Annotated in this window: 18 protein-coding genes; 13 read left to right on the forward strand and 5 right to left on the reverse strand. The window is 66.6% G+C overall.

Features of this window, described 5'->3' with window-relative positions; genetic code table 11:
• The first annotated feature begins 68 nt into the window (after positions 1–68).
• Positions 69–521, forward strand: coding sequence for an SRPBCC family protein (locus tag OG405_RS27800; protein WP_327149360.1), 453 nt, complete (start codon positions 69–71; stop codon positions 519–521).
• Here OG405_RS27800 and OG405_RS27805 read toward each other — a convergent pair.
• Entirely contained in the window at positions 496–1542 is a 1047-nt protein-coding gene (locus OG405_RS27805; RefSeq protein WP_327149361.1) for a beta-ketoacyl-ACP synthase III, read from the reverse strand. The two genes, OG405_RS27800 and OG405_RS27805, sit on opposite strands and share 26 nt — an antisense overlap.
• 260 nt (positions 1543–1802) lie before the next feature.
• On the opposite strand from OG405_RS27805, the gene OG405_RS27810 reads away from it, so the two are divergent.
• From OG405_RS27810 to OG405_RS27845, 8 genes are all read left to right on the forward strand, one after another.
• A complete protein-coding gene (locus tag OG405_RS27810; protein ID WP_327149362.1) occupies positions 1803–2063 on the forward strand; it encodes a GlsB/YeaQ/YmgE family stress response membrane protein in 261 nt (86 codons plus the stop codon).
• A 141-nt stretch (positions 2064–2204) separates the two neighbouring features.
• Entirely contained in the window at positions 2205–2930 is a 726-nt protein-coding gene (locus OG405_RS27815) for a phosphatidylserine decarboxylase (protein ID WP_327149363.1), read from the forward strand.
• Entirely contained in the window at positions 2930–3853 is a 924-nt protein-coding gene (locus tag OG405_RS27820; RefSeq protein WP_327149364.1) for a CDP-alcohol phosphatidyltransferase family protein, read from the forward strand. Before OG405_RS27815 ends, OG405_RS27820 begins: the two co-directional genes overlap by 1 nt.
• Positions 3854–3912: 59 nt before the next feature.
• Positions 3913–4671, forward strand: coding sequence for a Clp protease N-terminal domain-containing protein (locus OG405_RS27825; RefSeq protein WP_327149365.1), 759 nt, complete (start codon positions 3913–3915; stop codon positions 4669–4671).
• A 181-nt stretch (positions 4672–4852) separates the two neighbouring features.
• Complete coding sequence (locus tag OG405_RS27830; RefSeq protein ID WP_327149366.1) at positions 4853–5146, forward strand: hypothetical protein; 294 nt, start codon at positions 4853–4855, stop codon at positions 5144–5146.
• A 284-nt stretch (positions 5147–5430) separates the two neighbouring features.
• Positions 5431–7056 carry a chaperonin GroEL gene (gene groL / locus OG405_RS27835; protein WP_327149367.1) on the forward strand — a complete coding sequence of 542 codons (1626 nt, stop codon included), beginning with the start codon at positions 5431–5433 and terminating at the stop codon, positions 7054–7056.
• Between the two features lie 336 nt (positions 7057–7392).
• Positions 7393–9288, forward strand: a complete 1896-nt coding sequence (locus OG405_RS27840; protein WP_327149368.1) for a vWA domain-containing protein — start codon at positions 7393–7395, stop codon at positions 9286–9288.
• A gap of 42 nt (positions 9289–9330) precedes the next feature.
• Positions 9331–11403, forward strand: coding sequence for a prolyl oligopeptidase family serine peptidase (locus tag OG405_RS27845; RefSeq protein WP_327149369.1), 2073 nt, complete (start codon positions 9331–9333; stop codon positions 11401–11403).
• A gap of 4 nt (positions 11404–11407) precedes the next feature.
• On the opposite strand, the gene OG405_RS27850 is transcribed toward OG405_RS27845, so the two are convergent.
• A complete protein-coding gene (locus OG405_RS27850; RefSeq protein ID WP_327149370.1) occupies positions 11408–12268 on the reverse strand; it encodes an alpha/beta hydrolase family protein in 861 nt (286 codons plus the stop codon).
• Between the two features lie 46 nt (positions 12269–12314).
• Positions 12315–12854: a TetR/AcrR family transcriptional regulator gene (locus OG405_RS27855; protein WP_327152556.1), complete on the reverse strand. Its 540-nt coding sequence runs from the start codon at positions 12852–12854 to the stop codon at positions 12315–12317.
• Positions 12855–13193: 339 nt separating this feature from the next.
• Between OG405_RS27855 and OG405_RS27860 the strand changes: the two genes are divergently transcribed.
• From OG405_RS27860 to OG405_RS27875, 4 genes are all read left to right on the forward strand, one after another.
• The gene (locus OG405_RS27860) at positions 13194–13880 is read left to right on the forward strand and encodes a ZIP family metal transporter (protein ID WP_327149371.1); all 687 of its coding nucleotides are present in this window, start codon (positions 13194–13196) and stop codon (positions 13878–13880) included.
• Positions 13881–13942: 62 nt separating this feature from the next.
• Positions 13943–15238, forward strand: coding sequence for an MFS transporter (locus OG405_RS27865; protein ID WP_327149372.1), 1296 nt, complete (start codon positions 13943–13945; stop codon positions 15236–15238).
• Between the two features lie 203 nt (positions 15239–15441).
• Positions 15442–16845: a dihydrolipoyl dehydrogenase gene (lpdA, locus tag OG405_RS27870; protein WP_327149373.1), complete on the forward strand. Its 1404-nt coding sequence runs from the start codon at positions 15442–15444 to the stop codon at positions 16843–16845.
• A 98-nt stretch (positions 16846–16943) separates the two neighbouring features.
• Positions 16944–17360, forward strand: coding sequence for a hypothetical protein (locus OG405_RS27875; RefSeq protein ID WP_327149374.1), 417 nt, complete (start codon positions 16944–16946; stop codon positions 17358–17360).
• 75 nt (positions 17361–17435) lie between these two features.
• On the opposite strand, the gene OG405_RS27880 is transcribed toward OG405_RS27875, so the two are convergent.
• Positions 17436–17981: a carboxymuconolactone decarboxylase family protein gene (locus tag OG405_RS27880; protein ID WP_327152557.1), complete on the reverse strand. Its 546-nt coding sequence runs from the start codon at positions 17979–17981 to the stop codon at positions 17436–17438.
• Between the two features lie 127 nt (positions 17982–18108).
• Positions 18109–18825, reverse strand: a complete 717-nt coding sequence (locus OG405_RS27885) for a polysaccharide deacetylase family protein (RefSeq protein ID WP_327149375.1) — start codon at positions 18823–18825, stop codon at positions 18109–18111.
• Positions 18826–18858 lie beyond the last annotated feature (33 nt).

Here is an 18858-nt window from a genome sequence, read left to right on the forward strand (position 1 = left end):
ATGTGACCGAGCCGTCGCCAATCGCTACCCTTACTGATACTTGGAGTTTCATCTACCCGGAGGCAACGTTGCCGAAAAATCTGGAAGCCAGTATCGATATCGCCGCATCGCCGGAGCGGGTCTGGGAGGTACTCGCCGACCCGAGCCGGATGCCGGAGTTCAGTCCGCAGTGTGTACGGATGATCCCGATCGGCCGGCCGAAGGCGGGCACGCTGACGGTCAACCTCAATCGGGACGGATGGAAGTTCTGGCCGACCACCTCGCGCATCCTGCGCTACGAAAAGGGCAGTGCGCTGGCTTTCCGGGTCAGCCAGAACCGGACGGTGTGGACCTACACCCTCGAACCCACCGAGGACGGAACCCGGCTCGTCGAACGCCGCGACGTGCCCAACGGCACCACCTGGGTCTCGCGAACCCTTATCGGCGCGGTGCTCGGTGGGGAGGCGGCATTCGAAGAGAACCTGGTCCGCGGGATGAACGAATCCCTGGCGAAGATCAGGACAGCGGTCGAGACGAACTGAATTTCGGCAGGGTCACGACCTGGGCCGCATAGGAGAGTCCGGCGCCGAAGGCGATGAGCAGCGCGGTATCGCCCGGTTTGGACTGCCCGGTGCGCAGCAGGGTCTCCATCGCCAGTGGAATCGAGGCTGCTGAAGTGTTGCCGGTCTCCTCGATATCGTTGGCCAGCGCGCAGTTCTCCGGCAGTTTCAGCACCCGCGCCATGATCTCGATGATCCGGCCGTTGGCCTGATGCGGGATCATGGCGTTCAGGTCGTCGGTGGACAGACCGGCACGGTCGATGGCGTCGCGGCAGACCTTCTCGAGGGAATGCGCGGCCCAACGGAACACCGCGGTGCCCTCCATCGCCAAGTAGGGGCGGACGGCGTCGGTGCCCTTCTCGTCGATTTCGGCGAAGAACTCGAGCCAGTCCTTGTCCTGGCGGATGGCCCGGTGCTGGGTGCCGTCGGAACCCCAGACGGTGGGCCCGATGCCCTGTTCCTCGGCCGAGCCCACCACCACGGCGCCCGCGCCGTCGGCGAACAGGAACGCGGTGCCACGGTCGGCGGGGTTGACCGTATCGCTGAGTTTCTCCACGCCGATGACGAGCACATGGGACGCGGTGCCCGCGCGCACGAGATCGGAGGCCATGGCCAGGCCGTGGCAGAAACCGGCGCAACCGGCCGAGATATCGAAGGCGGCGGCGCCGTTCGTGCCGAGTTCGGTGGCGATACGCGGCGCGGCCGCCGGCGTCAGCAACAGATGGGTCGAGGTGGCCACGATCACGCAGTCGATCTGGTCGCCCGCTATTCCGGCGGCGTCCAGGGCGCCGCGACAGGCGGCCACGCTCATCGAATGGATTGTCTCCGTATCGTCGGCGAACCGGCGGGTGCGGATACCCGAACGGGACCGGATCCACTCGTCGCTGGAGTCGATCGGTCCGGCCACCTCGTCGTTGGTCACGACCCGCGCCGGACGGTACACGCCCAGCCCCAGGATCGCGGTGTACTGCGCCCCCGTTGTCTGGGCGATCTGAGTAGCCATGGTGCTTCTCCTATGTACCTGCGGCCGGTCCGCCGCGAGGGGTTGACCCGATTTCGATGTGGATTCCTCACCCGTGGGCCGTGTGAGGGCGGCCATCGGGCAATCCGGAGACATGAGGCACCCTCATATTATCCCCATGTCCGCGCGACGGCATCGCATATCCGAGATTCGACGGGGTTATCGGGACCGGGTCCGGGTATTGCGGCGTTACCCCGCCGCGGCCGCGGCGGGGTAACCAGAGAGCAAGCGAGGAACAACTCATGCTCGGTCTCGGCATCATCGGCTGGATCATCATCGGCGGTATCGCCGGGTGGATCGCCAGCAAGCTCATGAAAACCGATGCTCAACAGGGCATCCTGCTCAATATCGTGGTGGGCGTCGTCGGTGGCCTGATCGGCGGCTTCCTGCTCTCGGCATTCGGTGTCGACGTCGACAGTGGGGGCTGGTGGTTCAGCTTCTTCACCTGTCTGGCGGGCGCCGTCATCCTGTTGTTCCTGGTCAAGTTGGTCGTACGGAGGTAGCCCTCGGTTCGACACCCGGTGCCACGGGCCTGTTCGGCGTAAGGTGTGAACGCTTGCGCCGACAGGCTCGGCCGGTATCCGTGCGGTACCGGTCGCCACCCCGGGTCCGCGCAGATCGAACCGAGTACGAAAGAGGAATCAGTGGCACGCCGTCCCACTCCGCCCGGCACCCCGGAAACCACCGGCCCGGCACATCTGGCCGATCTGGTGCGCAGCGCGATCCCGCCGATGCATCCGGCCGGGTTACCGTTCGTGGCCGTTCCGCTGGGCGTCGCGGTCCTCGGCCGGCGTCGCCGCTGGGTCCGTCGGTTCGCGCTCGCGGCCGCCGCGGCGAGTGCGACCTTCTTCCGGCATCCCCACCGCGTTCCGCCGAACCGGCCCGGAGTGGTGGTCGCCCCGGCCGACGGCGAAGTGGCGCTGGTCGATACGGCGGTACCGCCGCCCGAGCTCGGAATCGGTGCGGAGCCGCTGCCCCGGGTGAGTATCTTCCTGTCCGTATTGGACGTCCACGTCCAGCGGACACCGATCTCCGGTGTGGTGCGTGATGTGCAGTACCGGCGTGGGCAGTTCAAATCCGCCGATCTGGCCGATGCGAGCGAGGTCAACGAACGCAGCAGCATGCTCATCGACACCGCCGACGGGCACCAGCTCGTGGTGGTCCAGATCGCGGGGCTGCTGGCTCGCCGCATCGTGTGCGACGCTGCGCCCGGCGACCGGGTCACCATCGGCGATACCTACGGCCTGATCCGGTTCGGCTCCCGCGTGGATACCTACTTCCCGGCCGGTACCGACCTACTGGTGAATATCGGGCAGCGGACGATCGGAGGGGAGACGGTGCTGGCGGTCCTGCCGGCGGCGGACGCGTGATGGAGCAGGTCATCGAAGGCAGGCGGCGCCGATCCATCAGGCTGCTGCCCAGTATCGTCACGATCCTGGCGCTGTGCTCGGGAATGTCCGCGGTGAAGTTCGGTCTGGCGGGTGAGCTGAAGATCGCGCTCGCCATGATCGGCGCCGCCGCGGTACTGGACACTCTCGACGGCCGGCTGGCCCGGTTGTTGTCGGCCACCACCAAGATCGGCGCGGAGCTGGATTCGCTCTCCGATGCCATCTCCTTCGGGGTGGCGCCCGCGCTGGTGCTCTATGTGGTGATGTTCGACGGCGAGAGCAGTGGTTCGGGGTGGATCATCGCGTTGCTGTTCGCGGTGAGCATCGTGTTGCGACTGGCCCGGTTCAACACTCTGCTGGACGACGACACCCGGCCCGATTGGGCACGGGAGTTCTTCGTCGGGGTTCCGGCGCCCGCGGGTGCGTTGATCGCGATGGCCCCTATCGCGGTGTATGTGGAGTTCGGTGACGGCTGGTGGACGAGTTTCCCGGTGGTCGCGTTGTGGACCGTATTCGTCGCCGCGCTGTGCGTGAGTACCATTCCGACGCTGGCCCTGAAATCGGTATCGGTGGCGCCGCAAGCGGCCGCCGGTCTGCTGGTCCTGGTCGCGCTGGCCGGTGCCGCGCTGATCACATATCCGATCATGCTGCTGCTCGTGTTGATCGTCGTTTACCTGGGGCATATCCCGTTCGCGTGGTACTCGCAGCGCTGGGTGGCGGCCCGCCCCGAAACCTGGCAGTACAAGCCGGCCGAGCGCCGCGCGCAGCGGCGCGCCGATCGTCGGCTCCCCGTACTGCGCCGACCGGAGATCCGGCGGCCGGCGCTGCGGCGGCCCGATAACCGGCGACCGGTACCGCGCGGTGATTCGCGGTTGCGGTTGCGTCGCCCCGGCGGGCGGAACTGAGGCGGCTTTATCGTCAACTCACGGTTGACGTTCGGTTTGCGTCAACCTATAGTTGACGCATGACGACAGTACGTTTGGACGACCTCATCGAGGTCATCAAGAAGGCTCGTCCCGACAGCGCCCTGGAACAACTCTCCGACGCCGTGGTCACGGCAGGGCATCTCGGCGAAGTCGCCGATCATCTGATCGGCCACTTCGTCGACCAAGCCCGTCGCTCGGGCGCCTCGTGGACCGAGATCGGCGCGAGTATGGGTGTCAGCAAACAGGCAGCCCAGAAGCGGTTCGTACCCAAGCCGCCGGGTAATCCCGCCGCCGAGGTGGACCCCAACGCGGGTTTCGCGAAATACACCGACCGGGCGCGCAAGGTCGTGGTCGCCGCGCAGGAAGCCGCCAATCTCACCGGCAGTGCCGAGATCTCCCTCGGTCACTTGGTGCTGGGTCTGCTCAGTGAGGCCGACGGTCTGGCCGGGCATCTCATCGTCGAACAAGGTGTCACGCTCGCCGATCTGGGGGACGCGACGCTGGCCGCGGTGGGCGGGGACGCGACGGTCTCTCCCGCCGCTCTCGGGGCCGCGACCGCGGCGGGCAAGATGAGCGGGCTGGTCCCGTTCGACGCCGAATCGAAGAAGGCGCTGGAACTGACGTTCCGAGAGGCGCTGCGGCTCGGGCACAACTACATCGGCACCGAGCACATCCTGCTCGCCATCCTGGAGCAGGAGAACGGTTCGGGAATCCTGACCGATGCCGGGCTGCGCAAGGAGCCGCTGGAGACCCGATTGAACGAGGTTCTGCAACAGATCGTGGTCGCGAAGGGGTGACGGTCGCGCGGTTGTCGCGCGGATTCAAAGGTGCTCGGGATCGCGCCGGCTGGGGTGATATCCAGAAGCCGGGACCCCCTCCTGTGATCTTGCGCTGCCCCGTTCGCGCCGGTGAACGGGGTCACCGCGGGAGAGAATCCGGTGCGCTCGATCCGAGCCGGTATCCCGGTAACCTATAGCAATGGCGGATGAAACGGACTCCGATTTGGTGGCCGGTGAGCACCGGGGCGATCTGCTGCGCGCACTGACCTACGTTTCGACCGAATCGCTCTCGGACGGGAGTTACGTGGTCAACGGGGACTTACCGCCGGAGGTGGCGCCGCCGTTCATTCGCGCGATCATGCGGGTCGAGGCCGAGCTGTTGCTGCACGATGCCGAATTCGTCACCATCGACGAGGGGGAGCCGCGGACGCCGGAGGAGCGGCGCGCGGATGCTTTTCTGGCCCTTGCTCTGCGGGTTACCGACAGCCTCTGAATTCGGGGCGCCGCCTCCGGTGGTCCGAACTTCTTCCGACGGCCGGAGCGGGGGTGATCGGTGTCGTCACGCCACCCGACCTTGCACTCGCCACCCGCGAGTGCTAAAAATGGCTTTGGCACTCCCGAATAGAGAGTGCTAGGTCGGGACGGTGAGATCGGGTACCACGACACCCCTGGTCGTCCGTCGCGGGCACCGAGCCTGGCCACAAGCGTAGCTAAAGGGTGACCCGACAATGTGGTCATCCTGTGTGTCAGCCTCATCATTTGGAGGATCTCACCGCAATGGCCAAGACAATTGCGTACGACGAAGAGGCCCGTCGCGGTCTCGAGCGGGGCCTGAACGCCCTCGCCGACGCGGTCAAGGTGACGCTGGGCCCGAAGGGCCGCAACGTCGTGCTCGAGAAGAAGTGGGGCGCTCCCACGATCACCAACGATGGTGTGTCCATCGCCAAGGAGATCGAGCTCGAGGACCCGTACGAGAAGATCGGCGCCGAGCTGGTCAAGGAAGTCGCCAAGAAGACCGACGATGTCGCGGGCGACGGCACCACCACCGCCACCGTGCTCGCCCAGGCGCTGGTGCGTGAGGGTCTGCGCAATGTCGCGGCCGGCGCGAACCCGCTGGGTCTGAAGCGGGGCATCGAGAAGGCCGTCGAGGCCGTCACCGCCAAGCTGCTCGACACCGCCAAGGAGATCGACACCAAGGAGCAGATCGCTGCTACCGCGGGTATCTCGGCGGGCGACGCGTCCATCGGTGAGCTGATCGCCGAGGCCATGGACAAGGTCGGTAAAGAAGGCGTCATCACCGTCGAAGAGGCGCAGACCTTCGGTCTGTCGCTGGAGCTCACCGAGGGTATGCGCTTCGACAAGGGCTACATCTCGGGCTACTTCGTCACCGATCCCGAGCGTCAGGAAGCGGTCCTCGAGGACCCCTACCTGCTGCTGGTCGGCTCGAAGGTCTCGACCGTCAAGGACCTGCTGCCGCTGCTGGAGAAGGTCATCCAGGCCGGTAAGCCGCTGCTGATCATCGCCGAGGATGTCGAGGGCGAAGCCCTGTCGACCCTGGTCGTGAACAAGATCCGTGGCACCTTCAAGTCCGTCGCCGTCAAGGCTCCGGGCTTCGGTGACCGCCGCAAGGCCCAGCTCGCCGATATCGCCATCCTCACCGGTGGCGAGGTCATCAGCGAAGAGGTCGGCCTCTCGCTGGAGACCGCCGGTATCGAGCTGCTCGGGCAGGCGCGCAAGGTCGTCGTCACCAAGGACGAGACCACGATCGTCGAGGGTGCGGGCGACGCGGAGGCCATCCAGGGCCGGGTCGCGCAGATTCGTACCGAGATCGAGAACTCCGACTCGGACTACGACCGCGAGAAGCTGCAGGAGCGCCTGGCCAAGCTGGCCGGCGGTGTTGCGGTCATCAAGGCCGGTGCCGCGACCGAGGTCGAGCTCAAGGAGCGCAAGCACCGCATCGAAGATGCCGTGCGCAACGCGAAGGCCGCCGTCGAAGAGGGCATCGTCGCCGGTGGTGGCGTGGCGCTGCTGCAGGCTGCCCCCGCGCTGGACGATCTGAAGCTCGAAGGTGACGAGGCCACCGGCGCGAACATCGTGAAGGTCGCGCTGTCGGCTCCGCTGAAGCAGATCGCCTTCAACGCCGGCCTCGAGCCCGGCGTCGTCGCGGAAAAGGTTTCCAACCTGCCCGCCGGCAGCGGCCTGAACGCCGATACCGGTGTGTACGAGGACCTGCTGTCCGCCGGTGTCGCCGACCCGGTGAAGGTCACCCGTTCGGCTCTGCAGAACGCGGCCTCCATCGCGGCCCTGTTCCTCACCACCGAGGCCGTTGTCGCCGATAAGCCGGAGAAGGCCTCGGCCGCCCCGGCCGATCCGACCGGCGGCATGGGCGGCATGGACTTCTGAGTCCGGCCACCCGGCAACCTTTCTCGAACCGAAGGCCGGCCCACCGTTACGGTGGGCCGGCCTTCGGCCTGTTCGGCGCTGCCCGCCGCTGTCGAACTGCGAGGCGACCACCAGGGTGCGGTCCGCGGTATGGATCAGCGTGGTCGGGGTGGCGAGGATCTCGTCCCGGACGCCCCCCGGCCGACCGGCGGAAGTAGCGGCGGCGCCCTCGATTTTCGACGATAGCCGGTGGTAGGGAATTCACAGGGGTGCCAATATTCCGAGATTGCCGTAGGGTCCGATCTGCCATGTTGTGCCGGACGTGGCGGTCGTGAATGGAGGGCCGGCAGCGTGCGGATGATGAACAGGGTCCTGGCCGCTGCGGCGGTAGGCCTGATCGGCTTGGTTCCGGGTGCGATGCCCGCTCTGGCTCAGCAGGGACCGGATTCGGCGGGTACCGAGTACGCGCCGACGATGCTCGTATTGGATGCGTCGGGTTCGATGCTGGCTGCCGACCCCACCGGTGGCACGAAAATGGACGCGGCCAAGAACGCCGTGCGCAGCTTCGTAACGGCGGCGCCGGACGCGTCCAAGGTCGGCCTCACGGTGTACGGCACCTCGACGGGGTCTTCGGACGCCGAGCAGGCCGCGGGCTGCCAGGACGTCAAGGTGCTGCACCCGGCCGAAACCATCGACAAACCGGCGCTGACCGCCGCGGCGGACCAGATCGTTCCACGCGGCTACACCCCGATCGGCGCCTCGCTACGAGCCGCGGCCGCGCAACTACCTCAGCAAGGGCCCCGCTCGATAGTCCTGGTCTCGGACGGACTGGATACCTGTGCGCCGCCGGACCCCTGCGATGTGGCGCGTGAGCTCAGTGCGCAGGGATCCGAGATCGTGGTGCACGCTATCGGGTTCGGGGTCGACGATCCTTCCCGGGCACAGCTGACCTGTATCGCGCAGAGCACCGGTGGCACCTACACCGACGCCGTCGACGGTAAAACCCTCGAGCAAGTTCTACCGCGCGTCACCGCTGCCGCACTACGCAACTATGCCGCGACCGGTACACCGATCGCCGGGACACCGGAGTACCGGGACGCGCCGGTGGTCACGCCGGGACAGTATGTCGACGTGCTGGGACGGAAGAAACAGCAGTATTACGCGGTGGATGTGCCCGAGGGTGCGACCGCGTATTTCACCGGCACGGTGTCGTTTCCGCGGGTGTACGGGACCGAGCAGTCGACCAATTCACTGCAGATGAAGATCTACGGCACCGACGGCCAGGACTGCTACGGCTTCGAGAGCGACTCGTCCACCGGCTCCTCCGACGGGGTGAGCCTCACGGTCGGCAGTGTGTGGGCAGGTGCCGCCGAACCCGAAACGGGCAGCTACAACATCGATAAGTGCAAGGGCGGGGGACGCTACTACTTCACCCTGGAATGGGCGAGCGTCGCGAACGACGCGCCGGCGCAGCTGCCGCTGGAAGTATCGATCGGTCTGGAGCCCGGTGTCACCGATCCAGGTGCCGCGGCCGCCCCGACCCCGGTGACATACAGCGAGCCGAGCGGGTCGCCCCGGCCCGTGGTGGGCGGCGGGTCGTTCAATGTCGCGGCCGAACTGCCCGGGTCCGGCCGGTACTCGGATACGTTGCAGCGTGGCGAGTACGTTTTCTATCGGGTGAAGCTCGATTGGGGCCAGGGGCTGGCGTACCGGGTGCGGTTCCGCGAGAGCTCTTTGCGCGGAACCGATAACCTCTCGAACGTCCGGACGACGCTCTACACGCCGTATCGGGTGCAACTCGACTCCGCTTTCACTTCCTACAACGGCACCGAGAACCTGTTGCCGGCCAATGCCCCCGCGATAGCGACCGTCCCGATCCGCTACGCGAACCGGGAGAACTCCGACGCCGATATCGTGAACCAGGCCTTGGCGGGCTGGTATTACATCGCGGTCAAACTCAGCCCGACACTCGACGGCGAACGTACGGCCGGCCCGGTCCCGGTCGAACTGGAAATCGACGTCACCGGCGATCCGGAGCCCGGGCCGCGCTATCAGGACAGCGCCGGGGACGATCCGGTGTTCGGTGAGAACGGGAAGACGCGCAGCGCGCAGGAGGAGACCGCGCAGGCGGGCGGTGCCCGCGACGATGACGGGGTATCCCCGGTGATCTGGGCAGCGATCGGCGCTGGGATCGTGGCCGCGGTCGGTGCGGTCGTGGCGGTTGTGCTGAGCATTCGCCGTACCAGGCGCTGACCGGCCTGCCCCCGTTTTCGCCCGCCGGGTGAGAATGGTCGGATGAACGCCGCACCGGACAGTGGAACCGATCCCTATCTCTGGCTCGAAGAGGTCAGCGGTGAGCGCCCGCTGGCCTTCGCCCGGGCGCACAACGAGACGGTCGTCGAGAGGTTCGCCGCCGACGACAGGTTCGATGCGTTGCAGCGCCGGATCCTGGACATGCTCGATACCGACACCAAGATCGCCTTCCCCGGGCGGCGGGGGCGGTGGCTGTACAACTTCTGGCGCGACGCCGCACACCCCCGTGGTCTGTGGCGGCGCACCACCTTCGCCGAATACGTGAAACCGGAGCCCGACTGGGATGTTCTCATCGACCTCGACGCGCTCGCGGCGGGCGAGGAGGAGAACTGGGTCTGGGGTGGTGCCGCGGTGTTGCGCCCATCGCAGACCCGTGCGCTGATCAGCCTGTCCCGCGGCGGCGCGGACGCCAAAGTCGTTCGTGAATTCGATCTGCGATCGCGGGAATTCATCGCGCCGGCGGACGGTGGGTATTTCCTCCCCGAGGCGAAGTCACGGATCAGTTGGATCGATATCGATTCCGTCTATGTCGGAACGGATTTCGGACCGGGATCACTCACCGGTTCCGGATACCCGCGGCTCGCGAAGCGGTGGGCACGCGGCACCGAACTCGATACCGCGGAAACGGTTTTCGAGGGCGCGGTATCCGATGTCTCGGTTTCCGCGGGCTACGACCGGACCCCCGGCTACGAGCGGCACTACGTCGCGCAGGCCACAGATTTCTTCAACGAAGAGGTGTTCCTGCTACAGGACGACGGTTCCCGGACCCACCTGGAGACACCGTCGGACGCGAGTGAGTCGTGGTACAAGGAATGGCTGCTGGTCCGGCTGAAATCTCCGTGGGAGATCGGCGGCCGCACCTATTCCGCCGGTGCGTTGATCGCCACGAATTTCACCGAGTTCCTTTCCGGCGGGCGTGATTTCGAGGTGCTTTTCGAGCCGGACGCGCACACCTCGCTGCACGGATACGGCTGGACCGAGAACCATCTGCTGCTGGTGACCCTGCGAGATGTGCAGACCGCACTCCACGTGCTCACCCCGGGCGCCACGGGCTGGCGGACCGAACCGCTGGGCGATGCCCCAGCTATGGCGAGCACCAGCGTCATGAATCTCGACCCGCTCGAGGGCGGGGACGATTACATGCTCATGACCAGCGGATTCACCACACCCACAACGCTGCTTGCGGGGGCGGTCGGTACGCCGGTGGTCGAATGGAAACAGGAACCCGCGTTCTTCGACGCGACCGGTATCGAGACAGAACAGTTCTTCGCCCGGTCCGACGACGGAACACCGGTTCCCTACTTCGTCATCCGGCACCGCGACACGCGCGACGCGCCGGGGCCCACGGTGATGTCGGGTTACGGCGGGTTCGAACTCTCCCGGATGCCCGGTTACGGCGGTGCCTCCGGGATCGGATGGCTGGAGCGGGGCGGCGTCTATGTGATGACCAATATCCGGGGCGGTGGCGAATACGGGCCCGAGTGGCATACCTCGGTCCAGAAAGAGAACCGGTACAAGGTGTACGAGGATTTCTCCTCCATCGCCCGGGACCTCGTGACGCGCGGGATAACCACCGCACCGCAACTCGGCGCGGTCGGCGGCAGCAACGGCGGTCTGCTGATGGGGGTGATGCTCACCCGCTATCCGGAATTGTTCGGGGCGATCGTGTGCCAGGTGCCGCTGCTGGATATGCGCCGTTACCACTTGCTGTTGGCCGGGGCGTCCTGGATGGCGGAATACGGCGACCCGGACGTACCCGAGGAATGGGCCTACATCAGCCGGTACTCGCCCTATCAGCGGGCCATGGAAACCGGTGCCGGCGCGGTCTATCCACCGATCCTGCTCACCACCTCCACCCGCGACGACCGTGTACATCCCGGGCATGCCCGCAAAATGGCCGCGTTGCTGGAGGAACAGGGGCACCGGGTTTGGTATCACGAGAACATCGAGGGCGGGCACGGTGGCGCGGCCGACAACAAACAATCGGCGTTCCAAGCGGCCCTGATCTACGAGTTCTTCACCCAGATGCTCATCGAAGGCCGCACCTCGGAATAGCCGGTCACCGGTCGCGAAGCCACTTCTCGATACGGTCGACCACCGTGGCCGGGTCCTGGATCCAGCCGTTGTGGCCCAGCGGCCGGGGTTCGTGCCAGGTGGTCGTCTCGGCATCGGGCAGTTTGTCCAGCAGATGACGCGCCGATGCCCGCGGGGCGAGTTCGTCACCGGACATGGTGATCGAGAGGACCGGTAGTTTCAGCCGGGACAGCCGTTCCTCGTAGTCGATATCGGCTCCGGCCGGGGTGAACTTGCCGGTGCGGGCCAGCCGGGCCCAATCGGAGATGAGCACCTTGGACTGGCGGCCGAAACCGTTGGGTCCCAGTTTGTCGCCGGGCCAGAACCCGGCCAGGCCGGCCGTCAGCGATACCGCGGCGGTACCGACCAGCATGCCCGGTCCCAGCAGGCCGCGAAAGCCACGGTAGTAGGGCGTTCCGGAGGCGATGAAGATCAAACCCGCGAGCCGGCCGCGGACCCGCGCGGCGTACAGCGCCGACAGTTGGCCGCCCATGCTGTGGCCCAGCAGGTACGGAGTGCTGGTCGGGAAGCGAGTGCGGACCACTTCGAAGATCGCCGGAAAATCGATCGCGGCGAGTTCGTGGTACCCGTAGCCGCTGTCCGCGCTGGGTTTCGGCAGGCTGTCGCCGTTACCGCGCAATTCGCCCACCGCGACGTCCACACCGCGGCGGGCGAGTTCCCGGGCGAAATAGAGGTAGTACTCGCCGGGCACACCGAGTCCGGGTATCAGCACGACCACCGGACGTGGTGAATCGAGCGTGACCGGATGCCGGTGCGGTCCCGTGGCCGGGATCAACCGCACCGGCACGGTGCTGCCGTCCGGCATCTGGATCGGAACAGTCTCCACCGGGTCGAGGCTAGCCGCCGCAACCCCCGGGCGGCGGCCGCCGTGCTCAGGCCCGGATCGCGCCCACGACGATCCGGCTCAGCACCCGGATCACCTCGTCGAGCGGTTGCTGGGGTTGCGCTCCGCTCCATTCGTCCACCACATAGTTGACCGCGCCGATGATGGCGAGCATGCGCAGGTCGTAATCGCCGGTCGGGATCTCACCGTGCAGTGCGGCGTCCTCGGCGGCCCGTGCGAGCACCGAGCTCCAGGCTCGGCGTGATTCGCCGCGCATCTTCTCGACTTTGGTTCCGGCACCGACCACTTCGACGAGCACGACCCGAGCCCGTCGCATATCGGTGCCGATGGATTGCACATAGGCGCGGATGGCGCTGTCGATCCGCTGTAGTGCGCTCTGTTCGGTGCTCTGGTCGAGTGAGGCGAGCACCGCTGTCCGGGATTCCCGGTCGATGAGAGCGAAGAGTTCCAGAAGTAAGGATTCGCGTCCGGTGAACTCCTCGTAGAACTGGCGGGAAGACAACCCCGCGTCTTTGCAAATGGCGCCGACCGAACTATTGGCATACCCGTCTCGGGCGAAAACCGTCAGGCCGGATTCGAGAAAACGCGCGCGTCGCTCGCGTTGCCGATCTTCTACGGGCTGCCCGGCATACCTTCGTCCCGAATTCGCTTCCTGTGACATCGCGCAGAACAATACCGAAAAGCCTGATCCCCTCGTCATCGATCGGGCCTTTCGTAGCATGGCGGTAGCAAGCTATGGGTTTGCCGAAAGTTGTCTGCCCGCAACCGGGGTCGCCGATGAAACTGCCAAATCGGACAATGCTCGAATCTGTGCAGGTAAGCGGTATTTTAGAGGGGAATTCTAGAATAATTTCTACCGGCCGGTCATGACCACTGCAATAACCCGGCAACACATAGTGTTCACCTTATGGGAACCGCACTGCTGTATGGGCTCGGTACCGCAATTCCATTGCTGATCGGGGCCATCATCGGTTTGCGAATGGCATTGCCCAAACCATTGCTCGCCTCGCTGATGGCGTTCGGCGCGGGCGCCATGATCGCCGCGGTGTCCAACGAACTGTTCGAGCCGGCCTTCCTACAGGCGGGAGCGCTGACCGCCGGGGCCGCGCTGTTTCTCGGCGCGACCGTGTACGTGGTCGCGAACCGCCTCCTCGAACGCCGGGAGGGCGCGGGTGCGCTGGGCTGGGCGCTGATGCTCGGAACAGTGCTGGACGGAGTTCCCGAGAACACGGCGTTGGGGGTCTCGCTGAGTTCGGGTGGCGGCATGGTGCTCCTGGTCGCCATCGCGGCGGGCAATGTGCCGGAGGCCATCGGAGGTTCGGCACTGCTGCACCGGCAGCGAAACGTCTCCACCGGCAAGGCATTCACACTGTGGCTGCTCACCGGTGCGGTCCTCGTTGTGGTGACCGTCGCCGGCAGCCTGCTGTCCGATCACCTCGAACCGACCCATATCAGCGCGATCCAGGCCTTCGCCGGTGGTGCGACCATCGCGGTGCTCGCCGATTCGCTGATGCCGGAGGCGTACCGGGAAGGCGGCTGGTGGGTCGGGATGGCGACATCGGTCGGATTCCTCGTCGCTTTTCTGCTGGGGTGACGGGCGGTCCCACCGGATAATCGGTTTTCTCGCGCCGCCGACCGGTGCAGGATCTGGAAGATATGGCCGCCAACGCATTCGATTCCCGCATCCGCGGCAACTTGCGGCCGCTGCGGGTGCGGTCCTTCCGCGGAATTTTCCTGGGCGCCGCGTGTTCCGGAGTCACCGACGGAATCGTGCCGGTGGCCTTCGCTGTCTATTCGGTACAGGCGTTCGGTTCCGCCACCTCGCTCACCGTCATCCTGATCGCCCTGTGGGCAGGGCGGTTCGCCTGCACACCCGTCGCCGGGGTCACCGCCGCCCGCCGCGACCAGTTCGCTGTCATGATGTGGTCCGATCTGGTGCGTATCGCCGCCCAGGGCGGTCTGGCGGTGGTCCTGGTGGCCACCGGCCGTGATTCGCTCGCGGCCATGGCGGTATCGGCCGGAATCTACGGCGCGGCCACTGCTTTCTACGCGCCCGCGCTGACCACCGTGCTACCCCGGGTGGTGCCCGGTCGGGATCTCCGGACCGCGAACGGCCTGGTCGCGATGGTCGCCGATATCAGTGTGCTCGTCGGTCCCGCCCTGGCGGTGGCATTGTCCACGACGGTGGGTTTCGTCTGGATCCTGGTATTCGATTCGCTGACCTTCGGATCGAACGTGCTCGCTCTGGCGTACGCGCGGCGTGCCGCGGGCCCGGTCGTGCGAGCTACGGTCCGCGATCGGCGGTCCACGTTCCGGGAGAGCCGGGACTCGTGGTGCGCAACGGTCGCCCGGTCGCCGTGGCTGGGCTGGTCGGTCGGCCTGTGGTTCGCGGTGTCGTTCGCGATCGGCCTGGTGGCAGTAGCCGGGCCGGCGCTCACGGTGACCGGGACCGGTGGCGGTGGGCGGTGGGCGGTGCTCGCGGCCGGTATGGCGCTGGCCGCCCTGGCCGGGTCGTTGTCCGTGGTGGCGGGCGTGGGCCGATTCGGCTGGCCGTTCGCGGCCACCGCCCTGGCAGCCGCGGTCGTTCTCGAGATGGTCACGATCGCCGGGTACAGCCTGTCCGCCCCCGGCCCGGTTCTACTGTTCATCGGCTGCGCGACGGCCGGTTTTGCGGTTTCGGTGGCGGGGATCGTCTGGCAGACGTCGCTCCAGGCCGAGTTACCAGCCGATGAGCTGGGTGTTTTCAGCTCGGCCGAGGGTTTCCTCACCGCGGCGGGGGTTCCGTGCGGCATGGTCGCGGGCGGGGCGGCGGTTGCCGCGGCCGGGATCGAGTACGTGGCGGTGGGGGCCGCCGCGACAATGCTCGCGCTCGCCGTTGCCGTGCGGATGAGCATGCGCACATCCGGATCGGCTCGGCGAGCTGCCCGGCGCGGCCGGGTGCGGGCATCGTGACCCGTTGTGCGGGCGGTGCCGGATGACGGCACGGCGCGCGGATGGGACGTCGACCGGGTCGAGGTCACGGGGTCGCGCGGTCACCACGGTTACCGCGTTGGTCATTGCGGCCGTGCCACGAGCAACCAGCGGGTGGCCCGAGCTCCTCACCATTGCTGGGGCTAGGCGAGTGAACTTCCAGCAACAGCGTTAGGCTCGACATCGTGACTTCCCACTACGATGTCGTCGTTCTCGGTGCTGGTCCCGGCGGTTACGTCGCCGCGATCCGCGCCTCTCAACTCGGCCTGCGAACAGCGATCGTCGAGCAGAAATACTGGGGTGGCGTGTGCCTGAACGTCGGCTGCATCCCGTCCAAGGCCCTGCTGCGCAATGCGGAGCTGGCCCATATCTTCACCAAGGAAGCGAAAACCTTCGGTATCAGCGGGGAGGCTTCCTTCGATTTCGGAGCGGCCTTCGACCGCAGCCGTAAGGTCGCGGACGGCCGGGTCAAGGGCGTCCACTTCCTGATGAAGAAGAACAAGATCACCGAGTACGACGGCAAAGGTTCGTTCACCGGCCCGAACGCGCTGTCGGTCGAGCTGAGCAAGGGCGGCACCGAGTCGATCACCTTCGACAACGTCATCATCGCCACCGGCACCAACACCAAACTGCTGCCGGGCACCTCGCTGAGCCAGAACGTGGTCACCTACGAGGAGCAGATCCTCACCCGCGACCTGCCGGGTTCGATTCTGATCGTCGGCGCCGGCGCCATCGGTATGGAGTTCGGCTACGTGCTGCGCAACTACGGCGTGGACGTGCGGATCGTGGAATTCCTGGACCGTGCGCTGCCCAACGAGGACGCCGATGTCTCCAAGGAGATCACCAAGGCGTACAAGAAGCTCGGGATCACCATCACCACCGGTGCTGCCGTGCAGTCCATCGACGACGACGGCGCCAAGGTCACTGTCGCGATCAAGGACAACAAGTCCGGCTCGGTCGAGACCGTCACCGTGGACAAGGTGCTGCAGGCCGTCGGCTTCGCGCCCCGAGTCGAAGGCTTCGGGCTGGAGAACACCGGCGTCGCCCTCACCGAACGTGGCGCCATCGCCATCGACGACAATATGCGCACCAATGTGGCGCATATGTACGCCATCGGCGATGTCACGGCGAAGCTGCAACTCGCGCACGTCGCGGAAGCACAGGGTGTGGTCGCGGCCGAGACCATCGGTGGCGCGGAGACGCTGCCGCTCGGCGATTACCGGATGATGCCGCGCGCCACCTTCTGTCAGCCGCAGGTCGCCAGCTTCGGTCTCACCGAACAGCAGGCACGCGACGAGGGCTACGACGTGAAGGTCGCGACCTTCCCGTTCACCGCCAACGGCAAGGCCCACGGCCTCGGCGACGCCACCGGGTTCGTCAAGTTGATCTCGGACAACAAGTACGGCGAACTCATCGGCGGGCATCTCATCGGTCCCGATGTCTCCGAATTGCTGCCCGAGCTGACCCTGGCGCAGAAGTGGGACCTCACGGTCAACGAACTGGCCCGCAATGTGCATACGCACCCGACCCTCAGCGAGGCATTGCAGGAGGCCATCCACGGCCTGGCCGGGCATATGATCAACTTCTGACCCGCCCCGGCGGATCTTTCCGGCCCGGCGCCCGCGTTCCACGCGGTGCCGGGCCGGTGCCTTTTCGCGGTGAAGCGCGGCCGGGATATATTCCGGCGGTGAGCCCGGAACTGTCACCGCCCGCACGCTCCGGGTTACGACCGGGCCCCGGAGTGGCAGTCGCCCTTCTGTCGTTCCTGATCGTATTGCTCGGGGTCTTCGCCGACACCCGCATGGTGCGCACCGAGGTGTGGCGGGTGGAGACCCAACCCGCGAGCGTCGAATACGACGGTTCGACCTACCATGCCGGGCTGCTGCACCGGGAGAGCTGGTTGCTGCGTCGGCGGCTGCCGGACGCGATCATGGTCGGACGCTACCCGGACATGGGGTACGGGCACCCGGTGTATTTCGAGATCACCGGCACCGGCGACCCGGCACTCGACTCGGCGCGATGGGGCCCGGAAGGAGTATGGGCCCACCTCGACTCCGGGCACGAGATATTCGTTCCGGCAAGCGCTTTCACCGGCGGTCGCTGAGTCATCCATAGGGGAGAAGTCGCCGTGGATCTGTCGAAATCGTCGGCAGGATGAGTGCGGGCGACGATCGGCCGGTCAGAAATCGTCGCGACGGATGCGCAGCGTGGTGATGGTGGCGGCCAGGCCCTCGTACTGATTGACCAGCAGCACGATCTCGATGAGGCGGCGGTCGTCGTAATGAGTGGACAGGCGGTCCCAGGCGGCATCGTCGATATCGCGGGTCAGGACCAGCTGATCCACCGCGGCGAGCAGGGTCCGATGCTTATCGGTCCAACCTTCCGCGTCGGCGCCGGCCCGGATCCTCTCCAGGATCTCCGGCGTGATCCCCGCCCGCCGTCCGAGACGGATGTGGTGGTCGGTCTCGTATTCGCAATCGCGCAGATGGGCGACGCGCAGGATGACCAGCTCGGTCTCGTAGCGACGCAGCCGCCCACCCGGCATCAGCATTCCGGAGAAGTGCAGCCAGCCGCGAAACAGCCTTCCCGCCCGGCCCAGGGTGCTGAACACCTGGGCGTCCGCGGTGCCCGATGCCCGCGAGAGCACCTGCCAGGCCGCCCAGTTGACCGGACCCAGCTCGCGGAGGCGGCCGGGGGTTATCCGTGGTCGCGCCTGCGAATCCATCACATCGCCCTCTCCGGTGGAACAAGTATTGCGGCCGCGGGCGCCGTCGCGACGCCCGCGGCGCGGCTCTGCCCCGAACCTACCCGGCGGTGGACCGCCGGAGAAGGCGACATTTCCCGAGTTCATATCACGGGCGCGTGGAATCGCCTCGATCGAGCAGTTCGGAGATCGTGACGAACCGGTACCCCTGCGCGTGCAGCTTCGCGGCGATCGGGCCGATGGCCGCCCGGGAAGCTGCTCCGGACGCGTACATGGTGTGCAGCAGAATTATCGATCCCGGACGGACCTGGTCGACGGCGGCGGCGACCATGGCCGCGGTGGTGGTGTTCCCGTCCTCCGGTTCGACATCCCAGGTGACCGTCGTACGGTCGTGGTCGGCGAGATATTTCGGCAGGGCCCACAACTTCTTGCCGTAGGGCGGCCGGAAGGTGATGTCGCCCTGATAACCGGCCGCCCGGATCTCGGAATCGGTGTCTTCGACCTCCTCGGCGACGGTTTCGGGCGAGACGAACACCATGCGGCGGTGGTTGTAGGTGTGGTTACCGATCTCGTGGCCGGCTTGCACGACGGCCCGGCCCAGGTCGGGGCGGGCGGTCAGATCCCGGCCGTTGAGATAGAAGGTGGCGGGGATACCGGCGGTGGCGAGTGATCCGAGCACCTCGGGAGCGTGCTCGGACGGGCCGTCGTCCAGTGTCAGGGCCACCACCTTCTCGTCGGTGTCCACACGGTCCACCAGCCGCCCGGCCAGTTGGTAGGTCCGCGAGTTCATCAGGAAATAGCCGCCGGCCGCGACGATCAGCACCGCCACCAGGGCGATCGCCGAACCTGCCACCCGCTTCCGCATCCCAGGTGTATATCAGGCGCTGGGTCGGACGGC

The organism is Nocardia sp. NBC_01329 (assembly GCF_035956715.1).
GTDB lineage: Bacteria > Actinomycetota > Actinomycetes > Mycobacteriales > Mycobacteriaceae > Nocardia.

Bases quoted from the DNA above. Each gene is read 5' to 3' on its own strand.
- OG405_RS27805 (WP_327149361.1), bottom strand. From the start codon at position 1,542: ATGGCTACTCAGATCGCCCAGACAACGGGGGCGCAGTACACCGCGATC.
- OG405_RS27810 (WP_327149362.1), top strand. From the start codon at position 1,803: ATGCTCGGTCTCGGCATCATCGGCTGGATCATCATCGGCGGTATCGCC.
- OG405_RS27820 (WP_327149364.1), top strand. From the start codon at position 2,930: ATGGAGCAGGTCATCGAAGGCAGGCGGCGCCGATCCATCAGGCTGCTG.
- OG405_RS27825 (WP_327149365.1), top strand. From the start codon at position 3,913: ATGACGACAGTACGTTTGGACGACCTCATCGAGGTCATCAAGAAGGCT.
- OG405_RS27830 (WP_327149366.1), top strand. From the start codon at position 4,853: ATGGCGGATGAAACGGACTCCGATTTGGTGGCCGGTGAGCACCGGGGC.
- groL (WP_327149367.1), top strand. From the start codon at position 5,431: ATGGCCAAGACAATTGCGTACGACGAAGAGGCCCGTCGCGGTCTCGAG.
- OG405_RS27840 (WP_327149368.1), top strand. From the start codon at position 7,393: ATGATGAACAGGGTCCTGGCCGCTGCGGCGGTAGGCCTGATCGGCTTG.
- OG405_RS27845 (WP_327149369.1), top strand. From the start codon at position 9,331: ATGAACGCCGCACCGGACAGTGGAACCGATCCCTATCTCTGGCTCGAA.
- OG405_RS27860 (WP_327149371.1), top strand. From the start codon at position 13,194: ATGGGAACCGCACTGCTGTATGGGCTCGGTACCGCAATTCCATTGCTG.
- OG405_RS27865 (WP_327149372.1), top strand. From the start codon at position 13,943: ATGGCCGCCAACGCATTCGATTCCCGCATCCGCGGCAACTTGCGGCCG.
- OG405_RS27880 (WP_327152557.1), bottom strand. From the start codon at position 17,981: ATGGATTCGCAGGCGCGACCACGGATAACCCCCGGCCGCCTCCGCGAG.
- OG405_RS27885 (WP_327149375.1), bottom strand. From the start codon at position 18,825: ATGCGGAAGCGGGTGGCAGGTTCGGCGATCGCCCTGGTGGCGGTGCTG.